This window comes from Streptomyces siamensis (genome assembly GCF_039543605.1).
In the GTDB taxonomy this organism is placed as follows: Bacteria; Actinomycetota; Actinomycetes; order Streptomycetales; family Streptomycetaceae; genus Streptomyces; species Streptomyces siamensis.
Map to the genome: position 1 here is coordinate 201,866 of NZ_BAABKB010000002.1, position 25,894 is coordinate 227,759.

General features: G+C 72.6%; 23 protein-coding genes and 2 tRNA genes. 13 read left to right on the top strand and 12 right to left on the bottom strand.

What is annotated here, in order from left to right:
* Nucleotides 1–82 precede the first annotated feature (82 nt).
* The 8 genes from ABEB03_RS03685 to ABEB03_RS03720 all read left to right on the top strand — a co-directional run bounded on the left by ABEB03_RS03685 (nt 83) and on the right by ABEB03_RS03720 (nt 9,494).
* Nucleotides 83–1,270: an SPFH domain-containing protein gene (locus ABEB03_RS03685; RefSeq protein WP_345641042.1), complete on the top strand. Its 1,188-nt coding sequence runs from the start codon at nt 83–85 to the stop codon at nt 1,268–1,270.
* Between the two features lie 206 nt (nt 1,271–1,476).
* Complete coding sequence (locus ABEB03_RS03690; protein ID WP_345641045.1) at nt 1,477–2,115, top strand: lytic polysaccharide monooxygenase auxiliary activity family 9 protein; 639 nt, start codon at nt 1,477–1,479, stop codon at nt 2,113–2,115.
* A 145-nt stretch (nt 2,116–2,260) separates the two neighbouring features.
* Nucleotides 2,261–2,725 (top strand): DUF3592 domain-containing protein, encoded by a 465-nt coding sequence (locus tag ABEB03_RS03695; RefSeq protein WP_345641047.1) that lies wholly within the window; start codon nt 2,261–2,263, stop codon nt 2,723–2,725.
* Between the two features lie 68 nt (nt 2,726–2,793).
* A complete protein-coding gene (locus ABEB03_RS03700) occupies nt 2,794–4,452 on the top strand; it encodes a long-chain-fatty-acid--CoA ligase (RefSeq protein ID WP_345641049.1) in 1,659 nt (552 codons plus the stop codon).
* A 71-nt stretch (nt 4,453–4,523) separates the two neighbouring features.
* Nucleotides 4,524–5,747, top strand: coding sequence for a sensor histidine kinase (locus ABEB03_RS03705; protein WP_345641051.1), 1,224 nt, complete (start codon nt 4,524–4,526; stop codon nt 5,745–5,747).
* Nucleotides 5,741–6,385, top strand: a complete 645-nt coding sequence (locus ABEB03_RS03710; RefSeq protein WP_345641054.1) for a response regulator transcription factor — start codon at nt 5,741–5,743, stop codon at nt 6,383–6,385. The genes ABEB03_RS03705 and ABEB03_RS03710 overlap by 7 nt, the downstream gene beginning before the upstream one ends.
* A gap of 300 nt (nt 6,386–6,685) precedes the next feature.
* Nucleotides 6,686–7,981 (top strand): MFS transporter, encoded by a 1,296-nt coding sequence (locus tag ABEB03_RS03715; RefSeq protein WP_425589197.1) that lies wholly within the window; start codon nt 6,686–6,688, stop codon nt 7,979–7,981.
* A 223-nt stretch (nt 7,982–8,204) separates the two neighbouring features.
* The gene (locus ABEB03_RS03720) at nt 8,205–9,494 is read left to right on the top strand and encodes a M18 family aminopeptidase (RefSeq protein WP_345641060.1); all 1,290 of its coding nucleotides are present in this window, start codon (nt 8,205–8,207) and stop codon (nt 9,492–9,494) included.
* A gap of 69 nt (nt 9,495–9,563) precedes the next feature.
* Here ABEB03_RS03720 and ABEB03_RS03725 read toward each other — a convergent pair.
* The 6 genes from ABEB03_RS03725 to ehuB form a co-directional block, all read right to left on the bottom strand.
* A tRNA-Lys gene (locus ABEB03_RS03725) sits at nt 9,564–9,637 on the bottom strand.
* Between the two features lie 86 nt (nt 9,638–9,723).
* Nucleotides 9,724–10,482, bottom strand: coding sequence for an IclR family transcriptional regulator (locus ABEB03_RS03730; RefSeq protein WP_345641064.1), 759 nt, complete (start codon nt 10,480–10,482; stop codon nt 9,724–9,726).
* 253 nt (nt 10,483–10,735) lie between these two features.
* A complete protein-coding gene (gene ehuA / locus ABEB03_RS03735; RefSeq protein WP_425589174.1) occupies nt 10,736–11,533 on the bottom strand; it encodes an ectoine/hydroxyectoine ABC transporter ATP-binding protein EhuA in 798 nt (265 codons plus the stop codon).
* On the bottom strand, nt 11,523–12,173 hold the full coding sequence (gene ehuD / locus ABEB03_RS03740; protein WP_095934559.1) for an ectoine/hydroxyectoine ABC transporter permease subunit EhuD: 651 nt from the start codon (nt 12,171–12,173) through the stop codon (nt 11,523–11,525). Before ehuD ends, ehuA begins: the two co-directional genes overlap by 11 nt.
* Nucleotides 12,170–12,907: an ectoine/hydroxyectoine ABC transporter permease subunit EhuC gene (gene ehuC, locus ABEB03_RS03745; protein ID WP_345641071.1), complete on the bottom strand. Its 738-nt coding sequence runs from the start codon at nt 12,905–12,907 to the stop codon at nt 12,170–12,172. The genes ehuD and ehuC overlap by 4 nt, the downstream gene beginning before the upstream one ends.
* Nucleotides 12,904–13,851 carry an ectoine/hydroxyectoine ABC transporter substrate-binding protein EhuB gene (gene ehuB, locus ABEB03_RS03750; protein ID WP_425589175.1) on the bottom strand — a complete coding sequence of 316 codons (948 nt, stop codon included), beginning with the start codon at nt 13,849–13,851 and terminating at the stop codon, nt 12,904–12,906. Before ehuB ends, ehuC begins: the two co-directional genes overlap by 4 nt.
* 106 nt (nt 13,852–13,957) lie before the next feature.
* Here ehuB and ABEB03_RS03755 point away from each other — a divergent pair, with 106 nt between their 5' ends.
* Nucleotides 13,958–14,452 carry a DUF3830 family protein gene (locus tag ABEB03_RS03755; protein ID WP_345641077.1) on the top strand — a complete coding sequence of 165 codons (495 nt, stop codon included), beginning with the start codon at nt 13,958–13,960 and terminating at the stop codon, nt 14,450–14,452.
* 133 nt (nt 14,453–14,585) lie between these two features.
* Here ABEB03_RS03755 and ABEB03_RS03760 read toward each other — a convergent pair whose 3' ends face one another.
* On the bottom strand, nt 14,586–15,986 hold the full coding sequence (locus ABEB03_RS03760; RefSeq protein WP_345641080.1) for an amidase: 1,401 nt from the start codon (nt 15,984–15,986) through the stop codon (nt 14,586–14,588).
* A 19-nt stretch (nt 15,987–16,005) separates the two neighbouring features.
* Nucleotides 16,006–16,989 carry a D-2-hydroxyacid dehydrogenase gene (locus tag ABEB03_RS03765; protein WP_345641083.1) on the bottom strand — a complete coding sequence of 328 codons (984 nt, stop codon included), beginning with the start codon at nt 16,987–16,989 and terminating at the stop codon, nt 16,006–16,008.
* A 228-nt stretch (nt 16,990–17,217) separates the two neighbouring features.
* On the opposite strand from ABEB03_RS03765, the gene ABEB03_RS03770 reads away from it, so the two are divergent.
* The 3 genes from ABEB03_RS03770 (at nt 17,218) to ABEB03_RS03780 (ending at nt 19,993) form a co-directional block, all read left to right on the top strand.
* Nucleotides 17,218–17,997, top strand: coding sequence for a maleate cis-trans isomerase family protein (locus tag ABEB03_RS03770; protein ID WP_345641085.1), 780 nt, complete (start codon nt 17,218–17,220; stop codon nt 17,995–17,997).
* Nucleotides 17,994–18,728: a maleate cis-trans isomerase family protein gene (locus ABEB03_RS03775; RefSeq protein ID WP_345641088.1), complete on the top strand. Its 735-nt coding sequence runs from the start codon at nt 17,994–17,996 to the stop codon at nt 18,726–18,728. Before ABEB03_RS03770 ends, ABEB03_RS03775 begins: the two co-directional genes overlap by 4 nt.
* A 173-nt stretch (nt 18,729–18,901) precedes the next feature.
* Nucleotides 18,902–19,993: an LLM class flavin-dependent oxidoreductase gene (locus ABEB03_RS03780; RefSeq protein WP_345641092.1), complete on the top strand. Its 1,092-nt coding sequence runs from the start codon at nt 18,902–18,904 to the stop codon at nt 19,991–19,993.
* A gap of 11 nt (nt 19,994–20,004) precedes the next feature.
* Here ABEB03_RS03780 and ABEB03_RS03785 read toward each other — a convergent pair whose 3' ends face one another.
* Nucleotides 20,005–21,984: a putative bifunctional diguanylate cyclase/phosphodiesterase gene (locus tag ABEB03_RS03785; protein WP_345641095.1), complete on the bottom strand. Its 1,980-nt coding sequence runs from the start codon at nt 21,982–21,984 to the stop codon at nt 20,005–20,007.
* A gap of 493 nt (nt 21,985–22,477) precedes the next feature.
* On the opposite strand from ABEB03_RS03785, the gene ABEB03_RS03790 reads away from it, so the two are divergent.
* Nucleotides 22,478–24,088 carry a M6 family metalloprotease domain-containing protein gene (locus tag ABEB03_RS03790; protein ID WP_345641098.1) on the top strand — a complete coding sequence of 537 codons (1,611 nt, stop codon included), beginning with the start codon at nt 22,478–22,480 and terminating at the stop codon, nt 24,086–24,088.
* 247 nt (nt 24,089–24,335) lie between these two features.
* Here the strand turns inward: ABEB03_RS03790 and ABEB03_RS03795 are convergent.
* From ABEB03_RS03795 to ABEB03_RS03805, 3 genes are all read right to left on the bottom strand, one after another.
* Nucleotides 24,336–24,409: transfer RNA gene (locus ABEB03_RS03795), tRNA-Lys, on the bottom strand.
* Entirely contained in the window at nt 24,400–25,095 is a 696-nt protein-coding gene (locus tag ABEB03_RS03800; RefSeq protein ID WP_345641101.1) for a bifunctional DNA primase/polymerase, read from the bottom strand. Before ABEB03_RS03800 ends, ABEB03_RS03795 begins: the two co-directional genes overlap by 10 nt.
* A gap of 177 nt (nt 25,096–25,272) precedes the next feature.
* Entirely contained in the window at nt 25,273–25,650 is a 378-nt protein-coding gene (locus tag ABEB03_RS03805) for a hypothetical protein (RefSeq protein WP_095934547.1), read from the bottom strand.
* Between the last annotated feature and the right edge of the window lie 244 nt (nt 25,651–25,894).

The following is a 25,894-nucleotide window of genomic DNA, read 5'->3' on the forward strand; positions in this document are numbered from 1 at the left end:
GTCCGTCCGTCACGGCCCGGCGATTCCCGGGCCCGTCCCGGGTTCTCACGAAACTTCCAGGCGCGGAGGCATGGAGGCAGCTATGAGCACGACGACGTCACACACCCCGGAGTCGGAGGGGGCGTCCTCCCCGGCCTGCGGGTCCGATGCGGCCGCGGAGGGCGCCGGCGGTCCCCGGTCCGGGCGCCTCATCCAGAACGAGGTGACCACCGAGATCCCCGTCCACCTGCTCTTCCGGGACGACCCGGAGCCCGTCTCCGTGCCGCTCGCGCCCGCCGTCGTGGGCCGCAGGCGCGGCACCGGTGAACAGCCGAGGGTCAGACGGCCCGTTCCCGGGCGGGCGCCTCGCCCGGTGCCGGAGGTCGAGCCCGAGCTGGTGGAGCGGCCCGCCCGGGTGCTGCCCGGAGCGGCGGGGGTGCTGGCCGGGGCCTGCGGGGTGGCCGGGTGCGTGCTCACCTCGTGGTGGTCGGGTGCGCTGCCGCCGTCCGTGACCGGGGCGCTGGAGCTGCCGGCCGCCGCGGGCGCCGGGCTCGGGCCCGCGCAGTGGGCGGCGTACGCGGGGGCCGGTGCGCTCGGCCTGTTCGGCTTCGGCGGCCTCGCCCGCGGCCGGACCGGGCGGGCCTGGGTGCTCGGCCTGTTCGGGCGCTACCGCGGCACGGTCCGGCGCACCGGACTGATGTGGATCAACCCGCTGGTGCTGCGCCGCCGGGTGGACGTGCGGCTGCGGCACTGGCGCAGCGAGCCGATGTCGGTGGTCGACGCGAACGGGGTCGCGCTGCGCGTGGTGGTGCTCGTCGTCTGGCGGGTGAAGGACACCGCGCGGGCCACGCTCGGCATCGAGGACCACGAGGAGTATCTGCGGGCGTGTGTGGAGGCGGCGCTCACCCGGCTGCTGTCACAGCTTCCGGCGGAACTGCCGCCCGCCGTCGTGAAGGACGTGACCCTGCGCAACACGGACGCGGTCGGTGAGGCGCTGACCCGGCTGGTGGCCGCCGACACGACCCCGGTGGGCCTCGAGGTGTTCTCGGTGCAGCCGATCCGGATCGAGTACGCGCCCGAGGTCGCGGCCGTGATGCAGCGCCGCCGCGTCGCCGCCCTGGACGCCCAGCACCGCGACACCGTGCTGAGCTCCGTCGTCGACTCGGTCGAGGACACGGTGACCCGGCTGACCATGCGAGGGCTCGTGGAGCTCGACGACTACGAACGCAAGGCGTTGGTGAAGGACCTGACGGTGGCCTTCTACACCGGGCGCAGGGAGGCGTCCTCGTAGGCGTGGACCGGCCGGCCCTCCGGGATCCCGTGCGGCCGGGCCGAGGGAGGCGGCGCCGCGGCCGGGTCCCGGCGCGCGTGGCGGAGAGCTTCGCGATTGGTATGGACATGTTCAACTACCGGCAATAATCTGGGACTTGGTCTAGACCTGAAAATCGCGCGCACGGCTCACCGAGAACCTCCCCCACGTCCTCCAGGAGCGGCAGCATGCGCATACGGACGACCGAGATCCGTACCACCAGGAAAGCCAAGCTGTACGCGGCCGTGCTCGGCCTCGCCACCGCGGGCACCTTCGTGCTCTCGACCGGCGGCGCCGACGCCCACGGCTACACCGACCAGCCCCTCAGCCGGCAGAAGATGTGCGCCGCGAACGGCGGCACCGTCGCCAACTGCGGTGACATCCAGTGGGAGCCCCAGAGCGTCGAGGGCCCGAAGGGCTTCCCGGCCGCCGGCCCGGCCGACGGCCGGATCTGTTCCGCGAACCACACCAACTTCAGTCAGCTGGACCAGCCCAAGACCCCAGCGGGCACGGCCTGGCCGACGACAAAGGTGACCGCGGGTCAGAGCTACGGCTTCCGCTGGCAGTTCACCGCGGTGCACGCCACGACCGACTTCAAGTACTTCATCACCAAGAACGGCTGGAACCAGAACCACGCGCTGACCCGCGCGGACCTGGAGACCACACCGTTCCTGACCGTTCCCTACAACGGACAGCGCCCCCCGTCCACGTTCTCGCACACCGGCACGCTGCCGGGCGGCAAGAGCGGGCACCACATCATCCTCGGCGTGTGGACGATCAACGACACGGCGAACGCGTTCTACTCGTGCGCGGACGTCACGTTCTAGTCCGGCCCGCCAAGGGGCGGCTCGCGCGACGCCCGCATTCTGAGGCTTCCTTGAGCTGCCCCTCCTTCCCCGGAGGGTATGTTCCCCGCACGCCGACGGACCGCGGCGGCGTGCGGGGAACCGCACCGGACACCGGGGGAACGAGATGGACGCGCTGTTCTACGCCATTCCTGCACTGATCATGGCCGTGACGATGCTCATGGCCGTCAAGGTGGTCCGCCGCTCACTGGAGCTGAGGAGCGCCTGGAGCAGTGGACTGACCGCCGAGGCGCGCTGCCTGCGCTCGTACACGACCACCAGCGGCGGGGGCAGCACCTCGGTCACCACGACGCTGCACCACGTCTACGAGTACACGACGCGTGAGGGGCGCACGGTCCGCTTCGACGAGGCGGGTGGCCCCTCCACCGTCGTCGAGGGCGACATCGTCACCGTGCACTACGCGGCCGGACGCCCCGAGAAGGCCACGGCCCGGCCGCCGCACCCGGGCAGGGCCGCTGCCGGCACCGTCGGCTTCCTGGTGTTCTTCGGCGTGATCATCGCCTTCTGCATCGGCTTCATGGTCACGTATCACGAGGTCTTCGCGGCGAACGACGCCCTCGGCGGATTCTGAGGCGGCCGCCCGGGCTACGGCGTCGCACCCCTCCTCATCTGACGGTGCGTCAATTAAGGTGCGCGCCCATGGGGTCCATGAAGCGCACCGTCGCGGAGCTCGTGCGGGAACGGTGGGGCGACCACCGGCCGGGACTGTGGTTCGAGGGCCGGTTCCTGAGCCACCACCAGGTGGCCTCGGGCGCCGCCGCCCGGGCGGCGCTCCTCGCCGACCTGCTGCCGCCCGGTGCCGAACCGCACCTCGGCGTACTGCTCGACAACACCCCCGAGTACCCGCTGTGGCTGAGCGCGGCCGCCCTCGCCGGCGCGGCCGTCGCCGGAATCAACCCGACCCGGCGGGGCCCCGAACTGGCCCGCGACATCCTGCACACCGAGTGCCGGGTACTGGTCACCGAGCGGGCCCATCTGCCACTGCTCGACGGCCTCCACCTGCCCGGGGTACGCGTCCTGGTCACCGACACGGACGCCTACGCCGGTCTCCTGGCGCCCTACGCGGACGCCGGGCCCGACACCGGCACCGCCCGCGCCGACGACCGCCTCCTGCTCTACTTCACCTCCGGCTCGACCGGCGCCCCCAAGGCCGCGATCTGCACCCAGGGCAGGCTCGCCGCCGCGGGGCAGTCGCTCGTGGACCACTTCGGGGTGCGCCCGGACGACACGCACTACATCTGCATGCCGATGTTCCACGGCAACGCGGTGATCGCCGACTGGGCGCCCGCGCTCGCGGCGGGCGCGACCGTCGCGCTGCGGCGCCGATTCTCCGCCTCCGGGTTCCTCGCCGACGTACGCGCCTCGGGGGCCACGTACTTCACCTACGTGGGCCGCGCCGTCCAGTACCTGCTGGCCACGCCCGCCCGTCCCGACGACCGGGACAACCCGCTGCGGACCGGCTTCGGCACGGAGGCCGGCGCCGTGGACGCCGCCGCCTTCGAGGAGCGCTTCGGGGTGCGGCTGGTGGAGGGGTACGGCTCCTCGGAGGGCGGCGCGGCCATCCAGCGCGCCCCCGGCACACCCCCCGGCGCGATCGGACGGGCCGCGCCCGGCGACGACCTCGCGGTGGTCGACCCCGGCACCCGGCAGGAGTGCCCGCCCGCCGTCCTCACCGGCGACGGCCGGCTGCTCAACGGCACCGAGGCGATAGGCGAGTTGGTCAATCGCGGACCCAACCCCTTCGAGGGCTACTGGCGCAACCCGGACGCCGATGCCGCACGCCGCCGCGACGGCTGGTACTGGACCGGCGATCTCTTCTACCGCGACGCCGACGGCTTCCTCTACTTCGCCGGACGCACCGACGACCGGCTCCGCGTCGACAGCGAGAACCTCGCCGCGGCGATGATCGAGAACATCCTCTCCCGGTACGCGGACGCCGCCGCCGTGGCGGTGTACGCGGTGCCCGACCAGGCGGCCGGGGACCAGGTGATGGCGGCGCTGGCCCTGCGGTCCGGAGCCGCCTTCGACCCGCTGTCCTTCGGTGAGTTCCTGCTCTCCCAGCCGGACCTGGGGACCAAGATGGCCCCCCGCTACCTGCGGATCGTGGAGCGGATGCCCGTCACCGCCACCAGCAAGATCCACCGGGTGGGCCTGCGGCGGGAGGGCTTCCGCTGCCCGGACCCGGTGTGGTGGCGGCCTCCGGGCGAGCCGGCCTACCGGCCGCTGGACACGGCCGACGTCGACGCGCTGCTCGCCCAGTACCGGGCCCGGGGACGCGAGGAACTGCTCGCGGGGTAGGGCCGGCCCCACCCCGGGGACACCCGCTGCGCATATGGTCCGGGGCGCCCGCAGCCGCCTACCGTGACCGCATGATCAGCAGAGCCGGGCCGTGGCGTGCGGCCGGATACCTCGTCACCGGTGTGCTCGTCGGCGCCCCGCTCCTCGTGGCCCTGCTCGTGCTCGCGGTCGCGGGCGCGGCACTGACCCCGCTGCTCGTCGGGCTCCCGCTCCTCGCGCTCCTCGCGCTGGCCGGCGTGCCGGTGGGGGCCATGGAGCGGTGGCGGCTGCGGCTGGTCGACCCGGCTCCGGTGCCGGCCCCGCACCGCACCCCGGACGAGCCCGGCCTCGCCGCCTGGGCCGGGCTCCGGTTCACCGAGCGGGCGACCTGGCGCGAACTCGGGTACACGGTGCTGCTCGCGGCCGTGCTGTGGCCGCTGGACCTGCTGGTGCTGACGGGAGCGGCCGGGATACCCGGCGCCATGATCGGGGCGCCGGCACAGCTCGCCCTCGCCGGCGACGACACCCGCGTCGCCAAGCTCTGGCTGATCGACTCCTACGCCCAGGCGTGCCTGTGCGCGGCGGGCGGAGCCGTCCTCCTGCTCGTCCTGCTGCGGCCGCTCGCACGGTACGCCCGCGCCCGCGCCGCCGTGGCCCGGCTGCTGCTGGCACCCCGCGAGACCGAGCAGCAACTCGCCGAGGTGACCCGGTCCCGGGCCCGCCTGGTGGCCGCCTTCGAGGCCGAACGGCGGCGCATCGAACGGGACCTGCACGACGGCGCACAGCAGCGTCTGGTGGCGCTGAGCATGCAGCTGGGCCTGGCCCGCCTGGACGCCCCGCCCGAGCTGGCGCAGCGGCTCGCGGCCGCCCACCGCGAGGCCGACCAAGTGCTGGGAGAGCTCAGGGAATTGATCCATGGCATCCATCCGCAGGTGCTCGCCGACTACGGGCTCGGGGACGCCATAGCCGACGCCGCCGACCGCTCCGCCGTGCCGGTCGAGCTGGACGTGGAGCTGCCGCGGCTCGCCGAACCCGTCGAGTCCGCCGCGTACTTCGCGGTGCGTGAGGCGCTCGCCAACGTGGGCAGGCACAGCGGGGCGCGGCGGGTGTGGATCAGCGGACGGTACGCGGGGCGAGGGCCGGGGGAGGGCCGGCTGCGGATCGAGGTGCGCGACGACGGGTGCGGTGGCGCCGACGCGCGGGGCGGCACCGGCCTCACCGGACTCACGGACCGGCTCGCCGTCCTCGATGGCACACTGACCGTCGACAGCCCGTCCGGTGGGCCCACCGTGCTGCACATGGAGATCCCTTGCTGAGAGTGGTGCTCGCCGAGGACAGCGTGCTGCTGCGGGAGGGGCTGGTGGGACTCCTGGGCCGCTTCGGGCACGAGGTGGTGGCGGCGGTCGGGGACGCGCGGGCGCTGCGGGACGCGGTGGCGGCACACACGCCCGACCTCGTCCTCACCGACGTACGGATGCCGCCCGGATTCCAGGACGAGGGGCTGCGCGCGGCCCTCGCCCTGCGCGCCGCGGATCCCCGCCTGCCGGTCCTGGTCCTCAGCCAGTACGTCCAGCGGGCCTACGCCGCCGAACTCCTCGACACCGGGGACGGCACCGGCGTCGGCTACCTCCTCAAGGACCGTGTCGGGCAGGTCGAGCAGTTCGCCGAGGCGGTGGAGCGGGTCGGCGCGGGCGGGACGGTCGTGGACCCGGAAGTCGTACGGCAGTTGCTGCGCCGCAGACGTGATCCGCTGGAGGCGCTGACCCCGCGCGAACGTGAGGTGCTCGGTCTGGTCGCCGAAGGCAGGTCCAACAGCGCGATCGCCCGGGAGCTGGTCGTCACCGAGGCGGCCGTCGGCAAGCACATCGGGAACATCCTGGGAAAGCTGGACCTGCCCCCGGCGCAGGACACCCACCGGCGCGTGCTCGCCGTGCTCGCCTATCTGCGCGGCTAGGCCCAGTCCCGGTCCCCGCGGCGGGACCCGCTCTCGAAGGGGGGTGCGGGAGAGGAATTCCCACCGCTCCTCGGGGGGAGTATGCACCCGTACACCTGTGCGGAGGAGCCGAGGGAAGAGGGGGAACATGCGTCGCCTGATCCGGGTCGCGGACGTCGAAGCCATTCATGCCGGCGTGGTGCGGGGGCGTCGGAGCCTGCCGCTCCGGCTCGGGACGCCGTCCTCCCGGGCGCCGCTCGCGACGCACCGCCTTTGGGCACGGCTCGCGGTGCGCTCCGTGCGGGGGCGGCTCGTGGCGTGTTGCCGGTGACGGGCGACGGGCGTTACCGCGTCCTGGTCGCCGGGTACTCCGTCTCGTCGTACGGCACCTTCCTCAACATGGTGGCGCTCAACCTGTTCGTCTACGCCACCACCGGCAGCGCGCTCGCCATGGGCCTGTTCATGGCGGTCCGGCTCGGGGCGGGGTTCCTGGCCGGCACGGTCGCGGGGCGGCTGCTGGCCCGGTACGCGGTCAAGCCCGTGATGCTGTGGTCCACCGTCGCCCAGGCGCTTGTCATGCTCCTGCTGGTCGTGACGCCGGACGGCGGACTGCGCACCGGCGTGCTGTTCGCGGTGTCCGCGGCGGTCGGCGCGTGCGGCACCGTCTTCATGGTCGCGCTGCGCAGCTCCGTCCCGGACCTGGTCGGCGCGGACCGGCGCAGCTGGGCCAACTCCCTGATGGTCGGCGGCCGTTCACTGGCCATGGTGGCGGGCTTCGCCTCGTCCGGCGTCGTGGTGCCCTGGCTGGGATTCACCGCGGCCTTCCTGGTGGACGCGGCCAGCTTCCTGGTCTGTGCGGCCGCGGTGGGATGGCTCCCGGCGCCGGAACGGGACACGACGAAGGGCGCCCGGTCCGCCGCCGAGAAGTCGCCGGGCCGCGAACACCGGCGCGGCGAGGGCGTGTTCGGTGCGGCGACGGCCCTGACCGCCGCACCCGCACTGGGGCTGATGGTCCTGCTGCGCGGTGTCGACGCGCTGGGTTCCTCGTCGCACAACGCCGCCCTGCCCGTCTATTCGAGCGCGCTGGACCCGGACGACCCGGCCGCGTTCGTCAGCCGCTTCTGGCTGTTCTGGGCGCTGGGCAACGTCCTGGCGCAGCAGGTGATCCAGCGCTGGGCGCGGCGCACCGGCCGGTCCGTCGGAGCGCTCGGCTTCGGCCTGGGCACCACGGTGATGTCCTCCGCGTTCATCCTCGGATTCGCCGGGTTCCCCGTGGCCGTGACGATCGGGGTCGCGCTGGTCGCCGGGGCCGCGGACGGGCTCACCGAGGTGTCCTACACCTCGCACCTCCAGACCCTTCCGGAGACACTGCGCGGTCATGCCTTCGGTCTCTCGGCCACCGTCGAGAACCTCGGCTTCGGACTCGGCATGATCGCCGTGTCCGCGGCCCTCGAACGGTTCTCGGCGCTCACCGTCGTGGCCTGGTCCCACGGGGTCGCCGTCGTGGTCGCGGGCGTCTACCTGCTGCGGTTGTACGCCGTCCGAGGAGCCGACGCGGAGGGGGCGCCGAGTGCGTACAGCGAACGCCGGGACGACGCCGGGGTGCCCGGGCGCTGACCCGCCGGCCGGACACGGCCGGACACCACCGTGCCGTCCGTGGCGCGGGCCCGGACTCATCGCCCGGGCCCCGCCGTGCGTCCTTCCCGTCACCGGACACCGTCCGCACACGACGTTCAGGAGATTCCCGACGACCGGACCGCCGTACCGGCCGACCCGTGCACCCGGCCCGGCGCCCCGCTGCCGCACCACCTCGACCCTCGACAGCACCCGGAAGGCACCCATGTCCCCCACGCGTGACCGCAGTCACAGCGACGACCTGCTCTCCTTCGTCTCGGCCTGCCCCTCGCCGTACCACGCGGTCGCGAGCGCCGCGCAGCGCCTGGAGAAGGCGGGCTTCGCGGAGCTGCGCGAGACGGACGACTGGACGGCCGGTGCCGAAGGCGGCAGATATGTCGTACGGGGAGGGGCGTTGATCGCCTGGTACGTCCCCGTGGGCGCGCCGGCCCGTACCCCGTTCCGGATCATCGGCGCCCACACCGACTCGCCGAACCTGCGGGTCAAACCCACGCCCGACACCGGCGCCGCGGGCTGGCGGCAGATCGCCGTGGAGATCTACGGCGGCGTGCCGCTGAACACCTGGCTCGACCGCGACCTGGGGGTCTCGGGCCGGCTGGCACTGCGGGACGGATCGACCCGGCTCGTCCGCGTCGACAAGCCGCTGCTGCGCGTGCCGCAGCTGGCGATCCACCTCGACCGCAACGTCAACGAGGGCCTCGCCCTGGACCGGCAGCGCCACATGACCCCGCTGTGGGGGCTCGGCGACGTCGCACCGGGCGCGCTGCTCGGCCGGATCGCCGCCGAGGCCGACGCCGACGTCGCCGAGGTCCTCGGCTGGGACCTGATGCTGCACGACCTCCAGCCACCGGGCTACCTGGGCATGGACGAGGAGTTCATCGTCTCGCCGCGTCTGGACAACCTGATCTCGGTCCACGCCGGCGTCACCGCCCTGGTCGCCGCCGCCACCTCCCGGCCGCCCGCGTACGTCCCCGTGCTCGCCGCCTTCGACCACGAGGAGGTCGGCAGCGGCTCGGAGTCGGGCGCCCAGGGCCCTCTTCTGGAGCGGGTGCTGGGCCGGGGCGTCGCCGCGCGGGGCGGCGGCGGGGAGGACGTCAGCCGGGCCCTCGCGGGTGCCTTCTGCATCTCCGCCGACATGTCCCACGCCGTCCACCCGAACTATCCGGAACGCCACGACCCGGACCACCGGCCGTTGCCCAACGCCGGACCCGTGGTCAAGGTCAACGCCAACCAGCGGTACGCCACCGACGGCGCCGGGGTCGCCGCGTTCGCCGCGGCCTGCGAACGGGCGGACGTGCCGTGGCAGCCGTTCGTCTCGAACAACGTCATGCCGTGCGGCACGTCGATCGGCCCGATCACCGCGGCCCGCCTCGGGGTCGCCACGGTGGACGTGGGCGTGCCGGGTCTGTCGATGCACTCGGCGCGTGAGCTGTGCGGGGCGCGGGACCCGGGGCTGCTGGCCCGGGCGCTGACGGAGTTCGTGACGGCGCGCTGAGGGGCGGCGCACGGTAGGACCGGGACATGCGTGAAGGCCCCCCACTCGCGTGGAGGGCCTTCACCGATGTGCGCCGCCAGGGACTCGAACCCCGGACCCGCTGATTAAGAGTCAGCTGCTCTAACCAACTGAGCTAGCGGCGCATGACTCCCGCCTCCCGCTCCCGCGGTCGGCGACAAAAGAAATACTACCTGGTCCGAAGGGGTGCTCCCGACCACCCGTCCAGACCCTAGATCGCCAGGGAGAGCAGGACGGGTGCCGCGCCGCGGTTCAGCGTGTCCGCGGCCTGCCGGAGCCGGTGCGCGTGCTCGACCGGCAGCGACAGCGCGAGGCAGCCGACGGAGGAGCCGGCCGTGATGGGCACGGCCGCGCAGACCGTGCCGACCGCGTACTCCTGGAGATCGAGGACGGGCACGGTCGGCGCCTGCGCCTCCAGGCGGGACAGCAGCAGCCGCTCGTCGGTGATGGTCCGCGAGGTGAGGCGGGCCATCTTGTGGCGGGCCAGATGGTCGCGCCGGCCGTTGTGGTCGAGCTGGCCGAGCAGGCTCTTGCCGACCGCGCTGGCATGGGCGGAGGAGCGGAAGTCGACCCATTCGTTGACCGCCGGTGCCGCGGGGCTGTCGGCGTACTGGGTGACGTGCACCTCGCCGTCGATGTAGCGGCTGATGTAGATCGCCGCGCCCACCGAGTCCCGCAGCCGGTCGAGGGTGCGCTGGAGCTTCTCGCGCAGGGCCCGGTCACGCTGCTGGGAGGAGCCGAGGCGGCTGAGCGACGCACCGGTGACGTACGCGCCGTCGGCGATCTGCTCGACGTATCCCTCCCGGCGCAGCATCCGCAGGAGTGCGGTCAGGCGTTCGATGCCGAGGCGGGTCTGGCGGGCGAGGTCGGTGTCGGTGACACCGGCGGAGTGCCGTGCCACCGTCTCCAGGACGCGCAGGGCGTCCTGGGCCGAGTGGTACGGCGCGGTCGGCTCGTTCTTCAGCGCCACGGTTTCCCCCTGCGCTTCATGGGACCGGCTCAAAAACGACACGGCCCGGACGGCCGGGCTCACTCCACGATAACCGTCAAAGAGCGGGCTGTGAGCGTCCGTTGACGAGATTGATGCCGTACCCGGACGCCCTCAGCAGCGGCGCGACACCCTGGCATATGCCCCGGTCACGACACGCGGGGCATGACCCGACTGCCGGACCTCGGGCCTTGCCCCGCGCGCTCCCCGCCCGCCCCTCGTTCACTCCCGGTAATCAAAGAACCGCGCTGAGGAATTCGCGGGTGCGGTCCTGCTCCGGATCGCTGAAGATCTTCTCCGGCGGGCCGGACTCGATGACGTGGCCGGAATCGAACATCAGGACCTGGTCCGAGATGTCCCGGGCGAAATTCATCTCGTGGGTCACACAGAGCATCGTGATGTCGGTGGTGTGGGCGATGTCACGGAGGACGTCGAGGACACCGGCGACCAGTTCGGGGTCGAGCGCGGACGTCACCTCGTCCAGGAGCAGCACCTGCGGCCGCATCGCCAGCGCCCGCGCGATCGCGACGCGCTGCTGCTGGCCGCCGGACAGCCGGCTCGGACGCTCGTCGCACTTGTCGGCGAGCCCCACCAGGTCGAGCAGTTCACGGGCCCGCGTCTCGGCCTCGTCCTTGGACATCCCGAGGACGGTGACGGGCGCCTCGGTGACGTTCCTGAGGACGCTCATGTTCGGGAACAGGTTGAACTGCTGGAAGACCATCCCGATCTTCTTGCGGACCTCCCGGACCTCCTTCTCGCCCGCCGGGAAGAGCCGGTCCCCGGCGACCGTGATCGTGCCGGCGTCCGGCTTGGCCAGCGTCATCAGCAGACGCAGGATCGTCGTCTTGCCGGAACCGGACGGGCCGATCAGGGTGACGTGCTTCCCGGAGTCGACGCGGAAGTCCAGCTCGTCGAGGACGGTGTTGTCGCCGAAGCGCTTGGTGACCTTCTCGAAGCGGATCAGCTCGGCACCGTCCACCGGCGGATTGGCGTTCAGTTCGTTCGCGGGTACGGGATTGGTGTCAGCGGACAAGACGTCGCTCCAGGGCTCGCAGCAGCAGGGAAGCCGGATAGGAAATGAGGATGAAGGCCACGCCGATGACCGTGAGGGGCTCGGTGAACTGGAAGTGCTGCTGCGAGTACAGCCGCGCCTCGCCGAGCATCTCCAGCACGGTGATCGTCATCAGCATCGGGGTGTCCTTCAGCATCGCGATGACGTAGTTGCCGAGCGCGGGCACCACGCGGCGGATCGCCTGCGGCAGGATCACCGCGGTCCAGGTGCGCCGCACGGGCAGGCTGAGCGCCGTGGCCGCTTCCCACTGGCCGACCGGCACGCCCTCGATGCCGGCCCGGTAGACCTGCATCGTGTACGTCGAGTAGTGCAGCCCGATCGCGACGACACCCGTGGTCAGCGCGGAGAACGTGATGTTCCACTCGGGCAGCACGTAGAAGAGGAAGAACAGCTGCACCAGCAGCGGGGTGTTCCTGACGAACTCGGTGACGACACCGACCGGCCAGCGCACCCACCGCGTCGGCGTCCGCATCAGCAGCGCCCACACCAGACCGAGGGCGAAAGCGATCAGCGAGCCGAGCGCCAGCGCCTGCAGGGTGACCAGCAGGCCGTCCCAGAAGTGCGGCATGAAGTCACCGACCGCGCTCCAGTCCCAGTTCATGCGCCACCTCCCGCCGCGCCCGCACCGGCGCCCACGCCGGTGCTCTCCGCCCGGCGCAGCTCACGCCGGTTCGCGCCGCGCTCCGGTTCCTTGCCTATGCCGGCCTTCAGCCGCTTCTCCAGACCGCGCATGACCCGGGTGAGCAGGAAGGCGATGACGAAGTAGATGAGCAGCACGTACATGTAGACCTCCGCGCTCTGCTGGAGCGCCAGCCGCACCAGGTTGGCGCTGAAGGTCAGATCACCCATCCCCATGACGGAGACCAGCGCCGTGCCCTTGAGCAGCTCGATCAGCAGGTTGCAGAAGGAGGGGATCATCTCGGGCACCGCCTGCGGCAGCAGGATCAGCCGCATCCGCTGCCAGGGCGTGAAGCTGAGCGCGATACCGCCCTCACGCTGTGCCGGATCGACCGCGTTGAGCGCGCCGCGCACGATCTCCGAGCCGTACGCGCCGTACGTCAGCCCCAGCGCCAGCGTGCCCGCCCACATCGGGACGAGCTGCCAGCCGAAGGCGAGCGGCAGCACGAAGTACACCCAGAAGATCATGATCAGCGCGGAGGTGCCGCGGAACACCTCGGTGTAGAAGCCCGCGAGGAAGCGGACGATCCACAGCCGCGAGGTGCGCGCGATCCCGACCGCGAAGGAGACGGCGCCGGCCAGCAGGGCGCTGAAGAACAGCAGCTGGACGGTGACCCATATGCCTTCGAGTACGAGTTCCCAGAGTCCCGATGTCATCCGCGGCAGAGCTCCTTCGCGGTCATGTCGGTCATCTCCGCCTTGGTGAATCCGAACGGCTGGAGGATGCGGAACAGTTCGCCGCTCGCCTTCATCTTCCGCAGCTCCACGTTGAAGGCGTCCCGCAGCCGCGTCTCGCTCGACCGGAAGGCGAAGCCACCGCCGTCGACGTGCGGTTTGCCCTTGACCAGGGGCGCGAAGGGTTTGGTGCTCTCCGTCTTGCGGGACTTCTTGACCACCTCACGCGTGGTCAGCGCGGTCCCCGCGAACACGTCGGCCCGCCCCGCCTCGACGGCGTTCAGCCCGGCGACCTGGTCGGGCACGATCAGGATGTCGCTCTCCTTGTACCCGGCCTCCACCGCGTACTGGATCTCGGCATAGCCCGTGCCGGTCGCGAACTTCGCCTTCTTCGCCACGACGTCCTTGTAGTCGTGCAGATCCATGGGATTGCCCTTGCGCACGATGAAAGCGTCGAGCATCTGGTAGTCCGGGTCGGCGAAGATGACCTGTTCGCAGCGCTCGGGGTTGATGTACATCCCGGCCGACACGACGTCGAACTGCTGCGAGTTGAGTCCGGGGATGAGCGAGCCGAACTCGGTGGGGACCGGCTGGACGCGGTCGATTCCGAGCCGCTCGAAGACGGCCTTCGCGAGCTGCGGCGCCTCCCCTGTCAGCTCGCCGTTCCTGTCGATGTAACCGAAGGGGATCTCGCCCGCGATGCCGAGCCGTACGACGCCCTGCGCCTTCAGCCGGTCGAGGAGATCACCACCGTCCGTGCCGGACGCCGTGGCGACCCGGCTGCAACCGGCGGCGCCCAGCGCGCCGACGGCACCGAGCGCGGAGACACCCGCGAGCAGCGACCGCCGGCTCGGGCCTTCGCCGGGGGCCCTGAACGGGCCTCGTTTCTCCGCGCCATAACCGTCCTTGCCAAGTGGTGGAGCCATGGCCGCGCGGCTACCCGATGCCATGCGATCCATGCGGATCGATTTGCGCCCGTACACGCCGCCGGATGTCCGGGGCCCTCTTGACTCCCGCGGGACCATGGAATGCATGGCTGATCGCTACATCGAAGTCTCCCTGGTCAAAAGGGGAGTCGACTGCACGGCGAAACTGCTCGACGACCGGGCGCCGATCACCTGCGCGGCGGTGTGGGACGCGCTTCCGCTGAGCGGAGACGTCTACCACGCGAAATACGCGCGCAATGAGATCTACGCCCTTTTCCCGCCTTTCGCGAAATCGGAGCCACCTCTGGAAAATCCGACAGTTACCCCTATTCCGGGAGACCTTTGTTATTTCTCCTTCGCGGGCGCGGAACTGGGCACGCAGGCCTACGGATACGACCGTGAGGTCCGCGCCGGGACGACGGTGGTGGACCTGGCCCTGTTCTACGAGCGCAACAACCTGCTCCTGAACGGGGACGTCGGCTGGGTGCCGGGGATCGTCTGGGGCCAGGTGGTCGAGGGCCTCGACGCGATGGCCGAGGCCTGCAACGACCTGTGGCGCACCGGCGCGCAGGGCGAGGCGCTCCGGTTCCGCCGGGCGTGACCGTCCCGGCGCGGCGGTCGCGGCCGGCCGGGCGCCGAAGCACCGGGGGAGTGCCCCCGGTGCGGTACCGGAAGCGCCGGTAGGCGTCCCACGGCCCGGTGGCAGAGCGCCGGCGGGCGTCCCCGGCCGGCTGTCAGAGCACCGGGGCGGCGACCCCGGCGACACCCGCCTCGTACAGCGTCTGCGCCGTCCGCAGGACGAGGTCGTCACGGTGCCGCGCCGCCACGATCTGCAGGCCCACCGGCAGGCCGTCCCCGTCCACCCCGACGGGCACGGTCGCCGCGGGCTGCTGCGTCATGTTGAACGGGTACGTGAACGGGGTCCAGCCCGTCCAGCGCCGGTGACCGGAGCGGGCGGGCACCTCCGCGCCCGCCTCGAAGGCCGTCAGCGGCAGCGTCGGCGTGACCAGGACGTCGTAGGACTGGTGGAACCGGCCCATGCGCCGGCCCAGTTCCATGCGGACGTCCACCGCGGCGAGGTAGTCCAGTGCGCCGAACCGCGCGCCGCGCGCGCAGATCTCGCGCAGGCCGGGGTCGAGCAACTCCCGCTGGTGGGGCCCCAGCCGCTGGGTCACCCGGGCGGCCCCGCTGAACCAGAGCGTGTGGAAGGCGTCCACCGGATCGGTGAAGTCGGGGTCGTCCTCGGCGACGTACGCGCCGAGACCCGCCAGCCGTTCCACCGCCCCCCGCACCACCGCCGCGACGGCGGGCCGGACCGCGACCTGCCCGCCGAGCGAGGGCGAGTACGCGACCCGCAGCCCCCGCACCCCGCCCTCCAGCGCGTCCACGAAGGAACCGGCCGCCGGCCCGAGCGCGGACCAGTCCCGGGCGTCCGGACCGCTGATCACGTCCAGCAGCAGCGCCGCGTCGGTGGCGTCCCGCGTCATCGGACCCACGTGCGACAGCGTCCCGAAGGCGCTCGCGGGATACAGCGGCACCCTTCCGTACGTCGGCTTCAGACCGAAGATCCCGCAGAGCGCGGCCGGGATGCGGACGCTGCCGCCGCCGTCCGTGCCCAGGGACAGCGGGCCCGCGCCGAGCGCCACGGCCGCCGCGCTGCCCCCGCTGGAGCCGCCGGCGGTGCGCGAGAAGTCGTACGGATTGCGGGTCACCCCGGACAGCGGCGAGTCCGTGACACCCTTCCAGCCGAACTCGGGCGTGGTCGTCTTGCCCACGAGGACCGCGCCGTGCTCGCGCAGCCGGGCCACCGACGGCGCGTCCTCCTCCCAGCGGCCCCCCGGGTCGACGGTCCTCGATCCGCGCAGTGTGGGATGCCCGCGCTGCAGCAGGATGTCCTTCACGGTGACGGGGACACCGTCGAGCAGGCCCGCCGGCTCGCCGCGCCGCCAGCGCGCCTCCGACTCCCCGGCCCGGGCGAGAGCCTCCTCGGCGTCCAGCCGTACGAACGCGTTCACGGCCGTCTGGACGTGTTCGGCCCGCTCCAGGACCGCCCGCGTCGCCTCCACGGGGCTGAATTCGCCCTTGCGGTAGCCGTCGACGAGTTGTACCGCGGTCAGCTCGGTGAGTTCCGACATCGGCCCCTCCAAAGGGAGTTCAGTGTCCCGGCACGTACCCGCGCTTCTTGTCGACGACGTTCTGCAGCGGCATGCCCGCCGCCCACCTCTCGTACAACTCCACGAACTGCATACCCAGTTCGTCCCGCCAGCCCACTGTGTCCCCGCTCATGTGCGGCGACACGATCAGTCCCGGGACCTGCCACAACGGGCTCTCGGGGCCGAGCGGTTCGTGTGCGAAGACATCGAGGGCCGCGCCCGCGATCCACCGCTTCCTCAGCGCCTCGGCGAGCGCCTCCTCGACCACCAGCTGACCCCGTCCGATGTTGATGAAGCGGGCGGAGGGCTGCATCATGCCGAACCGCCGCGCGTCGAACATCCCGTACGTGTCCTGCGTCAGCGGCGCCGCGGACACCACCCAGTCGGCGCGCGCCATCAGCCGGTCCAGTTCCCCGGGGCCGTGGATCCCGGTGCGCGGGGTCCGCCCCACCAGCGCCGTCGTGATGTCGAGCGCCTTGAGCGTGCGGACGATCGCCCGCCCGATCGGCCCGGAACCGACCACACAGGCGCGGGTGCCCGCCACCCGCTGCGACTCGCGGTGCCGCCACTCCCGCTGCCGCTGGAGGTCCCAGGTGCGCGGCAGGTCCTTCGCCATGGCGAGCACCAGCGCGGCGACGTACTCCGCGATCGGCTGGTCGAAGACACCGCGCGCGTTGGTCACCACCGTGTCCGATTCGGTGAGCTCGGGGCACATCAGATGGTCCACGCCCGCGCTCGCCGTGTGCACCCAGCGCGGCCGCGGGCCCCCGCCCGGCCAGGCACGGCGTACGGCGTCCGAGGTGAAGTCCCACACCAGCAGCACGTCCGCGTACGGCAGCCGCTCGGCCAGCGTGGTCGCGTCGGCGTGCTCGATCTGCACCCGGCCGGTGAGTCTGCCGAGCCTGGGCGGCGGCTCGGCGTCCAGGACGAGCAGCCGGGTCGGGGACTGCGGGCCGGGTCCGTGAGGTGACGTGGAGGCGTTCATCGGGTGAAACCGTTTCGCAACGCGGGTCCGCTTTCCTGGGAAGGTGTGAGGCGGTTCTCCGGGGCGCCGGAGGCGGGATCCCCGGGCGGATCATGAGGTCGGACGTGCGCTCGGGGCCGTCTGAGATGCGCGGATTGACCACGCTCGCACCCGAACCTACCTTCGTCAACACGGGCCCACCTACGGTCCGTTGTCCACCCGTTTCCCTTCGTGAGGCCGGTGACTGCGATGGATGTCTCCTTTCTCGGCGGTCCCCGCGAACAGCGCGGCATCGGCGTCGTCGCGCCCTTCGACTTCGCTCTCGACCGTGAGCTGTGGCGATGGGTGCCCGACGACGTCTCCCTGCATCTGACGCGTACGCCGTTCGTGCCGGTCGAGGTGAGTCTCGACCTGGCCCGGCTGGTCTCCGAGCACGAGACGCTCGGCGACGCGGTGCGTGCGCTGAACGCCGTCGCGCCCGAGGTCGTCGCGTACGCCTGCACCTCCGGCAGCTTCGTCGGCGGTGTCGCGGGCGAACGGGCGATGTGCGAGGCGATGACCCGGGCGGGCGCGGTCCCCTCGCTCACCACCTCCGGTGCCCTCCTCGACGCGCTGCGGGAGCTCCACGCCCGGCGGATCGCCCTGGTCACCCCGTACACCGTCTCGGTCACCCAGTCCCTGGAGGAGTACCTGGCCGAAGCCGGCATCAACGTCACCGGGCGGTCCTCGCTGGGCCTGACGCGGCACATCTGGAAGGTGCCGTACCGCGACGTGGTGACGATGGCCCGGCACGCGGCGCGCACCCCCGCCGACGCCCTCTTCATCAGCTGCACCAACCTTCCGACGTACGACGTCATCCCCCAATTGGAGGCCGAACTGCGCATCCCGGTGATCTCGGCCAACCAGGTGACGATGTGGGCGGCGCTGCGCCAGCTGGGTACCCGGGCGGTGGGCCCTTATCAGCGGCTGATGGACCAGTCCGCCCGTGGGGGACCGGTACTGCCGGAAGAACAGGAAGGTTGGGCATGACCGCACTCGGATTCCTCTACCCCGGTCATTCGGCCGAGGACGACTACCCGCGCATGGAGCAGCTGCTCGGCAGCGACATCCGCCTGGCCCTGGTCCACACGGACATCGGGGAGGACGCCCACCGCGTGGACGCGCTGCTGGAGATGGGCTCGGAGGCCAGGCTCGCGGCGGGCGTCGAGGAGCTGCGCCTGTCCGGTGCCGAAGCGGTGGTGTGGGCCTGCACCAGTGCCAGCTTCGTGTACGGCTGGCAGGGCGCCCACGACCAGGTCCGCGCCCTCGCCCGGGCGGCGGGTCTGCCCGCCTCCTCCACCTCCTTCGGCTTCGCGCACGCCGCGGGGGAGGTCGGCGCCCACCGCGTCGCGGTCGGGGCGACCTACCCCGACGACGTGGCCGCGCTCTTCGCCGCGTTCCTGAAGGACGCGGGGGTGGAGGTCGTCGGCGTGCGCGGCTCGGGGGTCGTCACGGCCGCGGAGGTCGGCACCTGGGGGCCCGACCAGGTCCTCGCCATGGCCCGCGCGGCCGATCATCCCGACGCGGAGGCCGTCCTGCTGCCGGACACGGCCCTGCACACCGCCTCGCACATCCCCGCCCTGGAGGAAGCCCTGGGCAAGCCGGTCCTCACCGCCAACCAGGTCACCGTGTGGGAGGCGCTCCGCCTTGCGGACCGCCGGGTCAACGCCCCCGACCTCGGCACGCTCTTCACGCGGGAGCCGATCGTGCAGATGCCGTAGGGCCCGCCCGTGCCGGACGGTCCGGGTCCTGGCCCGTCCGGCGCCGGGGAAGGGCCCGGTGAGCGGTTCCCGGTGCCGGGCCACGGCCCGGCACCGGGAATAAACGGAGACACCCTCCTGTTCGTACTCCGCGAACCACGCGTCGTACGCAAGCGAAAGCAGGAGGCACCCCGGTGGACGAGACGGACGAGACCCGAGGCACCGCGCACGGCAGCGCGCCCGTACCCCTGTCCGTACTGGACCTGGTCACGGTCGGTGCCGGCCGCACCGCGACGGACGCGCTGCGGACCAGCGTCGCCCTCTCGCGCCTCGCGGAGTCCCGCGGCTTCCACCGCTACTGGGTCGCCGAGCACCACTCGATGCCCGGCGTGGCCTCCTCCTCGCCCGCGGTGATCCTCGCCCACCTGGCCGCCCACACCACCCGCATCCGCCTCGGGTCGGGCGGAGTGATGCTCCCCAACCACGCCCCCCTGGTGATCGCGGAGCAGTTCGGCACCCTGGAGGCGCTCGCGCCGGGCCGGGTGGACCTGGGCCTGGGCCGCGCCCCCGGCACGGACGGCGCCACGGCGGCGGCCCTGCGCCGCGCCGACCGCCTCGACGAGGGCGCCGACGACTTCCCGCAGCAGCTCGCGGAACTCACCCGCTTCCTCGACGACGACTTCCCGGACGGCCACCCCTACGCCCGGATCCATGCCGTCCCCGGACCCGTCCAGGCGACCTCCCCGGGTGGCGTCCAGTCCCCGCACCGCCCGCCGATCTGGCTGCTGGGCTCCTCCGGCTTCAGCGCCCGCCTCGCCGGCGTTCTCGGCCTGCCGTTCGCCTTCGCCCACCACTTCTCCGCGCAGAACACGATCCCGGCCCTGGACCTGTACCGCGAGTCCTTCCGGCCGAGCGCCGTCCTCGACGCCCCGTACGCCCTCATCGGCGTCTCCGCCCTCGCCGCGGACGACGAGCGGGAGGCCCGCCGCCAGGTCATGGCCGCCGCCCTGAACATGGTCCGTCTGCGCACCGGCCGCCCGGGTCTGGTCCCGACGCCCGAGGAGGCGGAGGCGTACGACTACAGCCCGATGGAGCGGGAGTTCATCGACTCCTGGAACGTCAACGTCGTCCACGGCACGGCGGACGAGGTGCGGTCGGGTCTGGACGACCTGCACAAGCGCACCGGCGCCGACGAGCTGATGATCACGAGCCACGCCCACAGCGGCGACCTGCGGCTGCGCTCGTACGAGCTGATCGCGGACGCCTACGGCCTGCCGAAGGCCTGACCCCGGCGGCCTCAGGCCTGCGCGCAGGCCTTGGTCAGCAGTGCGGAGATACGATCCGGCGCCACCGGCCGCGAGTACAGCCACCCCTGGCCGGTGTCGCAGCCGATCCCGCGCAGCCGGGAGGCCTGCGAGGCGGTCTCCACGCACTCGGCGGTGACCGTCAGGCCGAGCCGGTGGGCCAGCTGGATGAGTGCCTCGACGATGACCTCGTCGGCCGCGCCCGCCTGCGCGGCCGCGCCGTCGTCGCCCTGGGCACCGCCGTCGGGGGCCTCGTACTGGAAACCGCGGACGAACGAGCCGTCCAGCTTCAGCACGGACACCGGCAGACGGCTGAGGTAGGCCAGGTTCGAGTAGCCCGTGCCGAAGTCGTCGATGGCGATGCGGACGCCCATGTCGCTGAGCGACTGGAGGGCCTGCAGCGGGCGGCCCGCCGAGCCCATCACCGCGGACTCGGTGAGCTCCAGCTGGAGCAGGTGCGGCGCGAGGCCGGTCTCCGCGAGGATCTCCGCCACGTCCGCGACCAGGTCGGAGTCCCACACCTGCCGGACCGCGACGTTGACGCTGACGAAGATCGGCGGCGCGTCCGGGTGGTCCAGCTGCCAGCGGCGGGCCTGCCGGCACGCCGTGGCGAGCACCCAGCGGCCGAGCTGCACGATCGAGCCGTCCTCCTCCGCCAATCCGATGAACCGATTCGGCGTCAGCATGCCGAACTGCGGGTGGTGCCAGCGGACGAGCGCCTCGACCCCGCGCACGCCGCCGTCCTCCATGCCCACCAACGGCTGGTACTCCAGGGCGAATTCACCCCGGTCCACGGCCGCCCGCAGCGTGGAGGAGAGGGCCTGGCGGGTCATGCGGTGGGCGTTGCGCTCCGGGTCGAACAGGGTCCAGCGGCCCTTGCCGTCGGCCTTCGCCCAGTACAGCGTCGTGTCGGCGGCCTGCATCAGACCGGTCGCGGTCGTGCCGGTGGCGCGCCGCTCGACGACCCCGATCGACGCGGACAGCGACAGCCGCTGGCCGGAGAGGTCGAAGGGGGCCTGGAGTGCCTTGAGGACGGATTCGGCGAGGTCCGCCACCTGGTCGGTCCCCGTGGAGTCCTCGACGAGCAGTGCGAATTCGTCGCCGCCCAGTCTGGCCACCAGGGGAGTGGCCGCTCTCGTGTACCCCGCCTCGTCGGCGCAGCGCGTCAGTCGTTCGGCGACGGCCGCGAGCAGCCGGTCCCCGACCCGGTGGCCGAGTGTGTCGTTGACCGCCTTGAACCCGTCGAGGTCCAGATAGCAGAGCCCGATCCGGCCGGTGCCGCCCTCCTCGTACGCCTCCGCCTCCAGCGCGGCCGACAGGCGCTCGAAGAACAGCGCGCGGTTCGGCAGCCGGGTCACCGGGTCGTGCATCTGCAAGTGGCGCAGACGGGCCTGGAGTTCACGCCGTGCGCTGATGTCGGTGACGGACAGCAGGACCGCGGGCTCCTGGGGCGACAGCGGAGCGACGGTGACCTGGACCCAGAGGGAGTGGCCGTCGGGATGCTTGAGACGGCGGGTGAAACGCAGCCGTGCCTGGCGCCCGCGCAGCACCTCGCGGTACGCGTGCCAGGTGCGGGCGTCGGACGCCAGGTCGACGAGGTCGGCGGCGTTCTTGCCGGGGAGAGTCCCGGCCCCGGCGCCCAGCAGCGTGCTCAGCGCCGCGTTGGCGGTGACGACGAGACCCTCGCGGTCGACGACGGCCATGGCGAGGGGAGCGGCGGCGAACGCGGCTTGATGGGTGCGGGGTGACGTTCCGTCGGATGCGGCGGCCGCACCGGGGAGGGGCTCGCCCGGGACGTACGAGGCGTCAGGGGCCCCAGGTGCGACGGATGTGCCCGCAGGGGAGGCAGGGGATCGGGACGTGCCGTGATGCGCCTCGGCCGACGCACGAGGAGATGACTCGATGTGACGCTCTGTGACGGCCGGCCGGACGAGGTCTGCCGCGGGCGCCTGCCCTTCGGAGGTTCCGCTCACCGCTCGCTCCCGCAGTGCACTCGTTCGTCGTATGGGTCTCTCGGGGCGGTCGACCGGTGAGGTACGGCCGCACAAGCCGTGTCCGTGCAGGAAAGTGCCGATCATAGAGGCTGGCCTCGGGGCATCGCAGCCACTGTCCAGTGTCCCGGAACAACCACCCGTTCTGACAGATCGTTTCTGCCTGCATCTGGACGGGTTCCTTCCTTGCGCCGACCGCATGTGACGTTGCGTGAGTGTTCGGGGTGTCGGCCCCGGACGGCCCTCACCCTTCTGGTGCAGACAAACAGGGCGAAGTATGGCGAACTCGCCCAGGCTGGGTGCGGTATCCCCGAATCCGCATCCGGAGGTCCACGTGCCGTGTCCGCTCCCCCTGCGGGGTCCCGTCCGGGAGACCCGTCGCGGTTTCACCCGCGGGGCCCGCCGGGGTTTCACCCGCGAGGCCTTGCGGGGCCTGGCTCGTGACGGGGCGCCACGCTGGCGCAGCACCGCGGCCGTGTTCACCTCGATGACGGCGCTCGCCGCGACCTCCCTGGTGCCGGGACCCGCGCTGGCCGAACCCCACGCGGCCCCGTGCGCGCTGGAGCGGACCGCCGCGCACCACTCCGAGGGCGTCGACACCTGGAACTCCGCCTATGTGCGCCCGACTCATCCGCTCGACGCGGTGATGGTGTTCCTGTCCTTCCCGGACGCACGTCCGCTCACCACCCCCGCCGAACTGGCCGCCGACCATTTCCCGGCCACCAGCGACTTCTTCGAGCGCGCCTCGTACGGCAGGTTCACCCTGCGCGCGCATCCGCAGCCCCGCTGGATCCGGATGCCGCACCCCTCCACGTCGTACGCCATACAGCGCGACTGGGACGCGGAGGACCGCGCCGCCTATCTGCGCGACGCGCTCGCCGCGGCCGACAAGCAGGTCGACTTCTCCCGCTACGACATCGTCTACTTCGTCGCCGACCCGGACGCGCCGGGCGTCGACTCGGACGCCACGAAGGTCGTGAACCTCGACACGCCCCTGCACGCCGACGGCAAGGACATCCGCCGGGTCGTCACGGTCTTCGAGAAGCACCCGCCGGACCGGCTCGTCCTCGCGCACGAGACGGGCCACGTCTTCGACCTGCCCGACCTCTACCACCGGCCCTCCGACGGCAAGGGCGACTGGGACACCTACGTCGGCGACTGGGACCTCATGGGCAGCCAGTTCGGGCTCGCCCCGGACCTGTTCGCCTGGCACAAGTGGAAGCTGGGCTGGCTGGATCCGCACCAGGTTGCGTGTGTCCAGGGCCCGGGCAGTACCCGGCTGACGCTGGAGCCGCTGGGGCAAGGACCGGACACCGTCGGTCCGGGTGTGGGCGCGGCTGCGGGTGCCGGTGCCGGTGCCGGTGCCGGTGCGGGAGCGGGTGCCGGTGCGGCGGGTGCTGCCGCCGGTGCGGCCGCGGCTGCCGGTGCCGCCGCCAGGGGTGCTGCCGCCGCGGGGTCGGCCGCCAGGGGTGCCGCCGCCGCGGGTGCGCTCGCGGCCGGGTCGGGCATCTCCATGGCGGCCGCGTCCAAGGGTGTCCGTGCGGGAGCCTCCGACCCCGGCGCTTCAGGACCGGGCGGCGGCTCGGACGTCCCTCTCCCGGGTGTGAGCGGCTCGGGCGCCCACCTCCCGGGTGTGAGCGGCTCGGACACCTCCGGGCCGGACGCCTCCGGGCCGGACACCTCCGGATCCGGTGCCTTCGCGGCGCCGTCGACCGGCGCGGGCCTCCCGGACGGGCGGAACTTCGGGGCCGGCCGGGGCGCCAAGCTGGCGGTGGTCCCCACCGGCCCGGACAGCGCCCTCGCCTTCGAGGTGCGCGCCCCGGGCGGGAACGACGGCGCGACCTGCGCCCAGGGAGTGCTCGTCTACCGCGTGCACAGCGGGGCCGCGTCGGGCGGCGGCCCCATCGAGGTCGTCGACGCGCACCCGCACACCGAGTCCTGCTGGGAGGAATCGGTGTACCCGCCGCTCGCGGACGCCCCCGTGGGGCTCGGGGAGAGCTTCACGGTGCCGGGTGAGAACGTCCGCGTCGAGGTCGAGGGCCGCACGCCCTCGGGGGAGTGGACGGTGCGGATCACGACCGGCTGAGGCGGATCGCGCCGACTGGGGGGATTGCGTCGGCTGGGGGGAGCGCGTCGACCGAGGGGGATTGCGCCGGGCGGGGCGGAAGACGATCGGCACGGGCGGGTGGCCGGCGCCGACGGGGCGGGCGGCACGGAGGGGCGGGACGATCCGCTGTACGCCGTTCGGGTGACTATGGCGCGGTTGTCGTGCGCGAACATGACGATGGCGAGACCGGATGCGTTTCCGCGATCCTGCCTCGCCATCGTGAGCGTGCGCCGCCAGGGACTCGAACCCCGGACCCGCTGATTAAGAGTCAGCTGCTCTAACCAACTGAGCTAGCGGCGCCTGCTGACGTCGTAGACCTTAGCATCCTGATCGGCGGGAGGAAAAATCGATATGCGGACCGCGGCGGAGGCGGCCGCACGGGCCGCCCGGACGGCCGCCCAGAGCAGGATCTCGGGGCCCGGGAGCCACGGATGGCGGGTGTCGGGCGCGACGAGCCAGCGGGATTCCAGCCGCTCGGCGGGGTGTGGTCCCGAGGTGTCGGGGATCGGCGCGGGCACGGTCACCGCGTCGCCCGTGCCGTGGCAGAGCAGGGGCGGGACCGCTCCGCACCGGCCCGCGTGCACGGTGCTCCCCGGGTGTCCGGCGTCACGGGAGCCCCACTCCTCCCACTCGAAGAGCGAAGGCAGCCGTTGCGCCGTGCCGGGCGCGGCGAACAGCATCATCCGCCCGCGGTACGCGGCCACCGGCCCGGAGCCCGGTCCCTCCTCCCACAGCCGGTCGAGCATCCGGCGCCCGAAGATCGCGGGGGCGCTGACCACGTCGAAGGCGGTGCCGCAGGGCAGGACGACCGGGGCGTGCGGGCGCTCCGCCCAGAGGGCGAGGGTGCTGCGCGGATACGTCCCCGCGGAGGCGAGCCAGGCGGCCCCCTCGGGGGTGGCCCCGCAGATGTCGGACCGGTCGGGCAGCGTCGGCGGGGCGCCGGGGGCGTGGGGGGTGGTGAGTTCCGGGTTCCGAGTGCCGCTCATGCCGACTACATCTACCGGCGGTGAGCGGTCCGTCTCCGAGGGTTGCCGGAAACCGGGACAGGGAGGGGCGGGGTGGAGTATTTTGCGTGCCCCTCTGGCATATGCCGAAGGGTGGCCGTGCCGGGCCGGGGCGTGACCCGCGCCGTGCGCGCGGGCCGGCCCGGCCGGGCCACGGGCTCACAGAGGGTCGACGACCCCGTGTCCGTGCCCGTTCCCCTCGACGCCCCGCAGCAGATCGCGGCCGAACTCGACCATCTTCTTCGCGTAGTCCTCGGTCCATTCGGCGCGCTCGCCGATGGCGGCAGGGGTGAGCCGGTCGAACCGGCGCGGGTCGGCGAGCTGTGCCGCGGCGATCGCCTGGAACTCGACGGCGCGGTCGGCGGCGGCCCGGAACGCCTGCGTCAGCTCCGTGGCGCGGTCCAGCAGCGCGCGCGGGTCGTCGATCGACTCCAGGTCGAAGAAGTGCTCCGGATCCCCGGCGGCCTCCGCGGGCTCGAAGAGCAGGGGCGCGGGGCGTAGCCGCGGTTCGTTCCGACGCGGCGTGGGCTCCGCCATGTCTTCTCCTCCTCGTACGGTTGGGAACCCGCCTTGTGGGTGGGCCATCGTCCATTGTCCCCCGGCCGCGCAAGTGGGCCGCGGACGGCGGGACCCGAGCGCGGAACGGGCCTGTGCGCTCCGCCGCCGCGGTCGCCGACGGCCGTACGCGGTCACCGGCGATCGTGCGTGGTCACCGGACCGCGTGCGTCCCCGGCGGGTGCGCGGGTCCCCGGTCGGCCCCGGTCGGCCCCGGTCGGCCATC